Source organism: uncultured Georgenia sp. (assembly GCF_937958535.1).
Taxonomy (GTDB): domain Bacteria; phylum Actinomycetota; class Actinomycetes; order Actinomycetales; family Actinomycetaceae; genus Oceanitalea.
In genome coordinates, this window is record NZ_CALGNQ010000029.1 from 1 (window position 1) to 5,643 (window position 5,643).

The 5,643-nt window shown below is 71.0% G+C and carries 6 protein-coding genes; 5 read left to right on the top strand and 1 reads right to left on the bottom strand.

Features of this window, described 5'->3' with window-relative positions; genetic code table 11:
• The 5 genes from Q0195_RS01365 to Q0195_RS01385 form a co-directional block, all read left to right on the top strand.
• On the top strand, nucleotides 1-982 hold a 982-nt coding region (locus tag Q0195_RS01365; protein ID WP_299273538.1), incomplete at its 5' end, for an HNH endonuclease signature motif containing protein.
• A gap of 473 nt (nucleotides 983-1,455) precedes the next feature.
• Nucleotides 1,456-2,427 carry an ABC transporter substrate-binding protein gene (locus Q0195_RS01370; RefSeq protein ID WP_299273541.1) on the top strand — a complete coding sequence of 324 codons (972 nt, stop codon included), beginning with the start codon at nucleotides 1,456-1,458 and terminating at the stop codon, nucleotides 2,425-2,427.
• A gap of 5 nt (nucleotides 2,428-2,432) precedes the next feature.
• On the top strand, nucleotides 2,433-3,254 hold the full coding sequence (locus tag Q0195_RS01375) for an ABC transporter permease (protein ID WP_299273544.1): 822 nt from the start codon (nucleotides 2,433-2,435) through the stop codon (nucleotides 3,252-3,254).
• Nucleotides 3,255-3,287: 33 nt separating this feature from the next.
• Nucleotides 3,288-4,058, top strand: a complete 771-nt coding sequence (locus tag Q0195_RS01380; protein WP_299273547.1) for an ABC transporter ATP-binding protein — start codon at nucleotides 3,288-3,290, stop codon at nucleotides 4,056-4,058.
• Nucleotides 4,055-4,864 (top strand): ABC transporter permease, encoded by an 810-nt coding sequence (locus Q0195_RS01385; protein WP_299273550.1) that lies wholly within the window; start codon nucleotides 4,055-4,057, stop codon nucleotides 4,862-4,864. Before Q0195_RS01380 ends, Q0195_RS01385 begins: the two co-directional genes overlap by 4 nt.
• A 318-nt stretch (nucleotides 4,865-5,182) precedes the next feature.
• Here the strand turns inward: Q0195_RS01385 and Q0195_RS01390 are convergent, their stop codons facing one another.
• The gene (locus Q0195_RS01390; RefSeq protein WP_299273552.1) at nucleotides 5,183-5,605 is read right to left on the bottom strand and encodes a VOC family protein; all 423 of its coding nucleotides are present in this window, start codon (nucleotides 5,603-5,605) and stop codon (nucleotides 5,183-5,185) included.
• Nucleotides 5,606-5,643: the final 38 nt, after the last annotated feature.

Sequence of the window (5,643 nt, forward strand, 5' to 3'; positions counted from 1 at the left end):
CCCGGAGGGCTCAGACCGCGCGTGGCGCGACGCCGGAACCAAGGAGCAGCTGACGCTGGCCCGCACGCTCGACGGCTACCACCTCGCCGGCTGGCTGGACACCGCGTCCGGGCAGGTGGTGGAGACCGCCTTGCGCGCCCACATGGGTCGCAAGGCGAAGGACGACGAGCGCACCCCGGCGCAGCGCCGCGCCGCCGCCCTCACCTCCCTCGCCCGCCAGTCACTGGATGCCGGGCTGCTGGGGAAGCACTCGCGGATCCGTCCCCACCTCACGGTGACGATGACGATGGAGACGATCCGCACGCTGGCCGCCGCAACAGGGTCCGCCAGACCCCCGCAGCGCTCCGACGGCACACCGCACAGTGCCGGCGCGGCCTTCGGGTTCGACGCCGAGTCCACCTTCACGCAGGTCGGCGGCCCTCGTGACCCCCACCGGCAGGAGGACCTGTTCGAGCTCTCCGCCCCGGCGCGAGAGTGGCACCAGCAATGGAGTCCTGGGGACGACCACGTCATCTCCGCAGCCGTCGACCCCAGCGCCATGGTCGGAGTCGAGCCGGCCACGCTGGAGGACGGCACCCCGATCCCACCGGCGCTCCTCGCCCGGCTGGCCTGCGACTCCGGCCTCTCCCGCGTGGTCTTCGGTCCGGAGTCGACCGTCCTCGACGCCGGTCGGGAGCAGCGGATCTTCCCGGCTCACATGGTCAGGGCCATCGTCGCCCGAGATCGCACGTGCCGGTACCCCGGCTGCGACGAGCCACCAGGGTTCGGAGAGATCCACCACTCGCTCCAGTGGTACCGCGACGGCGGCCCCACGAGCGTCGAGCTCGGCATCCTCCTGTGCTGGCATCACCACGACTGGGTGCACGCCCACGGCATCACCATCGCCCGCTCGAAGGGCGAGTGGTTCTTCTACGACCGCCACGGCTGGCTCATCGAAGCACCACAGAGCGACGAGGGGACAGGTGTGCCCTCCGCCGGGTGACGACATCGCTGCGCCCGCGCCCCCTGCGACACCCGGTGCGCCGCCCCCATGGCGGGGCCGCCCCCATCACCGGGCCGCCCCCACGGTGGGACCGCCCCCACGCCGGGCCGCCCCCACGGCAGGGCCACCCCCATCACCAGGGCGCCCCCACGGTGGGACCGCCCCCACGCCGGGCCGCCCCCACGGCAGGGCCACCCCCATCACCGGGCCGCTCCCAGACCGGGCCGCTCGTATCACCGGGCACGCCCGACGCCCGGCCACCCACCACCCCGGCGCCCGGTTCCCGCTCCCACCGGACACTCCGGGGTCATTCTCACCAACTGGACGACCCTGCGAATCCGCGCCATCGCAGGCAAAACTCACTTTTCGTATCTGATACGAAATCCTGTACACTCCGTGACGCCGATCACCGATGACCGCCACGTCCGTCACCGACGACGATGGTCAACAACGACTAATGAGTCTTGTCCACCATGTCCCGCAAGCGCACCCTCCCCTCCGTCGGTCTGCTCCTGGCCGGCACCCTCGCCCTCGCCGCCTGCGGCTCGGGCGGCGACGCAGACGCCTCGGGCGACAAGTCGCTCACCCTGGGCTTCCCCGGGACCATCGGCCCCACCGACACCCCGATCATCGCCGCGCTCGAGTCCCTCGAGGAGGACGGCTGGGAGACGGAGTACATCGAGTTCGACTCCCCCGACGTCCAGACCCAGGCCCTCATGGGCGGTGACATCGACATCGCCTCGATGGGCCCGGCCACCGTCATGGCCGCCAACGAGAACGGCGCCGAGCTCCTCATGGTCGGGAACAACAACATCCTCGACTACCTCATCGTCGCCTCCGCCGACGTCGCGACCTGCGCCGACCTCGACGGCCGGACCGTCGCCTACCACTCCGAGGGCTCCACGAGCACCGCGCACCTGCGCCGCTACCTCGCCGAGACCTGCCCCGACGCCTCGCCCGAGTTCGTCGTCATCTCCGGGTCCGGCAACCGCGTGACCGCGCTCCTCGACGGCCAGATCGACGGCACCATCGTCCGGATCGAGGATTGGATGTCCGTCGACGTCGACCCGTCGGTCGCCCACGTCCTGGACGCCCTGTCCGAGACCCAGTCCCAGCTGCTCACCCAGACGATCGTCATCGACGGCAAGCGCAGCGACGACGCCGGCCCGGCCGCCAAGGCGCTGCTCGCCGCGCTCGACGAGCAGTTCGCCGCCGTCCGCCAGGACCCGGCCGCGTTCGCCGAGACCGCTGCCGAGATCCTCGATGCGGACAAGGCCGACGTCGAGCCGATCCTCGCCGCGCTCGTCGACGACGGCACCTTCCCGGAGAGCTCGGCCCTGAGCCCGGACAGCATCGACGCGACGCTCGCCTTCTACCAGGAGGCAGGCGCGGTCTCCGAGTCGCTGACCGCCGACCAGGTCGCCGACGTCGAGCTCGCACGGTGACAACCATGGCCAGTCCAGCAGCTGCCACGAAGGAGCTGCCCGAGCTGCCCTCCACCCCGCGCGTCCAGCTGCGGGCGAAGCTCGGCAAGGGCGAGGTCTGGGCGGTGCGCACCGCCACCATCGTGGTGTTCGCCCTCCTGTGGGAGGTCGCCGCGCGACGGACCGACTCCATCCTCATGCCGACCTTCACCGAGGCGATGGCGGCCCTGTGGGAGATCACCGTCGTCACCGGTGAGCTGTGGCCGGCCATGGCGACGTCGAACGTCGCGCTCGTCCTCGGCTACCCGGTCGCCGTCGTCCTCGCCGTGCCCCTCGGCCTGGCGATGGCGCGCTGGAAGCCGGTCGACCGCGCCTTCGGTCCGATCGTCGCGCTCAGCCTGGCGCTGCCGATCGCCCCGCTCATCCCGGTGGTGCTCGTCGCCATGGGCCTCGGGCTCTCGCCGCGGGTGTTCATCATCGTGCTGTTCAGCTGGGTCTTCATCGCCACCAACGTGCGCGCCGGTGTGCGCGCCGTCGACCAGTCGCTGGTGGAGATGGCCGGTTCCTTCGGGGCCACCGAGTCCCAGCTGTGGCGCCGGGTGCTCATCCCGGCGGCCCTGCCGGCGATCATGACCGGGCTGCGCACGGGCCTCGGCCGCGCGTTCGCCGGCATGGTCATCGTCGAGCTCATCATGCTGCCCATCGGGATCGGCGCCCACATGCTCGACTACCGGGGCTTCTTCCAGTCCGACAAGCTCTACGCGATCACCATCGCAGTGGCTGTCGAGGGCATCGTGCTGGCCCTCCTCATGCAGGCGCTGGAGCGCCGCGCCCAGCGCTGGAAGTAAGCCGGCGACCTCCACACCCCAAGGACCCTCCTCATGATCTCCATCGAGAACGTCAACCACCGCTACGTCAGCGAGGGCCGCGGCGAGACCGTCGCCCTGAAGGACGTCAACCTCACGATCAAGAAGAACGAGTTCATCACCGTCATCGGCCCCTCCGGCTGCGGGAAGACGACGCTGATGCGCGCCGTCGGCGGGCTCGTCAAGCCCACCGAGGGCCTCATCACCATCGACGGCGCCCGGGTGACCGGCCCGCACCAGAAGTCCGCGATCGTCTTCCAGAACTTCGCGCTCCTGCCGTGGGAGAACGTCGAGACCAACGTCGCCTTCGGGCTCGAGCTCCAGGGCGTGCCCAAGGCCGAACGCCTCGCCAAGGCGCGCCAGTACATCGAGAAGGTGGGTCTGCGCGGCTTCGAGAACAAGTACCCGCGCGAGCTGTCCGGCGGCATGCAGCAGCGGGTGGGCCTGGCCCGAGCGCTGGCCGTGGAGGCCCCGATCCTCCTGATGGACGAGCCCTTCGGCGCGCTGGACCAGCAGACCCGCCGCTACATGCAGGAGGAGCTGCTCAACATCTGGCAGGCGGACCAGCGCACGGTCATCTTCGTCACCCACGACATGGAGGAAGCGGTGCTCCTCGGCGACCGCATCGTCCTCATGTCCGCCCGGCCGGGGAAGATCGAGGAGGTCATCGACGTCGACCTCCCCCGCCCGCGCAGCCCCGAGAGCGCCGAGCGCAGCCCCGAGCTCGTCCGGCTCAAGGAGTACCTGTGGGAGAGGCTGCGGGACATGCACGAGGCAGCGGCATGAGCACCGCAGTGGCCGACCCGGCCAAGGTCATCACCCCGGCGTCGCGCACCCCGAGGGTGCTGGCCACGCTGGGGCGCCGGCTGTCGAGCTGGGCCGGCATCGCGGTCATCGTCGTCCTGTGGGAGGTGCTCGGACACATCCTGCGGGTGCAGTGGCTGCCGCCGTTCAGCACCGTGGCCGTCCAGCTCGGCCGGCTCTTCGGCGACGGCGTCATCCAGCCGCACCTCGTCGCCAGCTTCCGGTCGCTCGCCATCGGGTTCGGGATCTCGCTGGTCGGTGGCCTGGCCATCGGCATCGCCATGGGGCTGTCCACGCGGATCTTCACCGCGCTGGACATCTACGTCAACGCGATGCTCTTCGTGCCGGCGCTGACCTTCGCCCCGATCCTCTTCGCCGCGTTCGGGCTGTCCGACACCACCCGTATCGCCGTCGTGGTGATGTACGCGCTCTTCATCATCATCATCAACACGGCGGCAGGGATCCGGGACGTGGACGACCCGCTCATCGACATGGCCGCGTCCTTCGGCGCCTCCCGGGCGGCGACGGTGCGGCGGGTCATCCTGCCTGCGGCGGTGCCGCTCATCCTGGCCGGGATCCGGCTCAGCGTGGGCCGCGCCGTCAAGGGCATGATCAACGGCGAGATGTTCATCGCCCTCATCGGCCTGGGCGGGCTCGCCGCCAAGTACGGCGACGAGAGCAACTTCCCCTCGGTGTGGGCGATGGCGGTGTTCATCATGGTCATCGCCGTCATCCTCAACGAGTTCGTCAACTGGGCGGAGAAGCGGCTGACCGCCTGGTACGCCTGACGGTCGTCCGACGGAGCCACCGGCCGACGGCCTCGCCCACCGGCCGCGGCCTCCGCCCCACCGGCGGAGGCCTCCACTCACCGGCCGGGACGGCCTCCGCCCACCGGCCGGGAGGGCGTCTGCCTCGTGGCCTCCCCGGGTCCCCCTCCTCGGATCGATCGGTCGCAGAACGTCCCTTCACCCACCGTGAACGGACGTTCTGCGACCGATCGGCGTCTCATCGGGGGCGTGGCCGGCAGGCTCTCAGCGGGGGCCGGCGGCCTCTCGGCGGGAAGCGCTCCCGCAGCGCCTCGCCGCGAGCATCACCCCGCGCCGGTCTCAGCGGGCGCCGTCACGCGCTGCCGCGATCTGCAGCCAGTGCGGGTTGTGCATGATGCCCAGGACGTTGCCGAACGGGTCGACGAAGGAGGCCGTCGTGAAGTCCTCCGACCGCTTCGTCACCGGCTCGTACTCGGCGGCACCCAGCTCACGCAGCCGCTCCACGGTGGCGGGTAGGTCGTCCACGTGCCAGTAGACCACCGCCCCGCCGGGCGGGTTGGCCGCGCCGGGCGGGGCGTAGCGGCGGTGGATGATGCCGAGCTCGTCCTCGTCGTCGCCGACGCGGAACTCCACGTACGCGGGCTGCTCCGGCGGTGGTGGGAACGCGTAGTACGGATCGACGCCGAACAGCTCGGCGTACCAGGCGCTCGCGGCGGCGAGGTCGTCGGCGTAGAAGCTGACGGTGGCAAATCCTCGGAACATCGGTGACTCCTCCCCGGGCCGGTCTGGGCCGGCGCCTC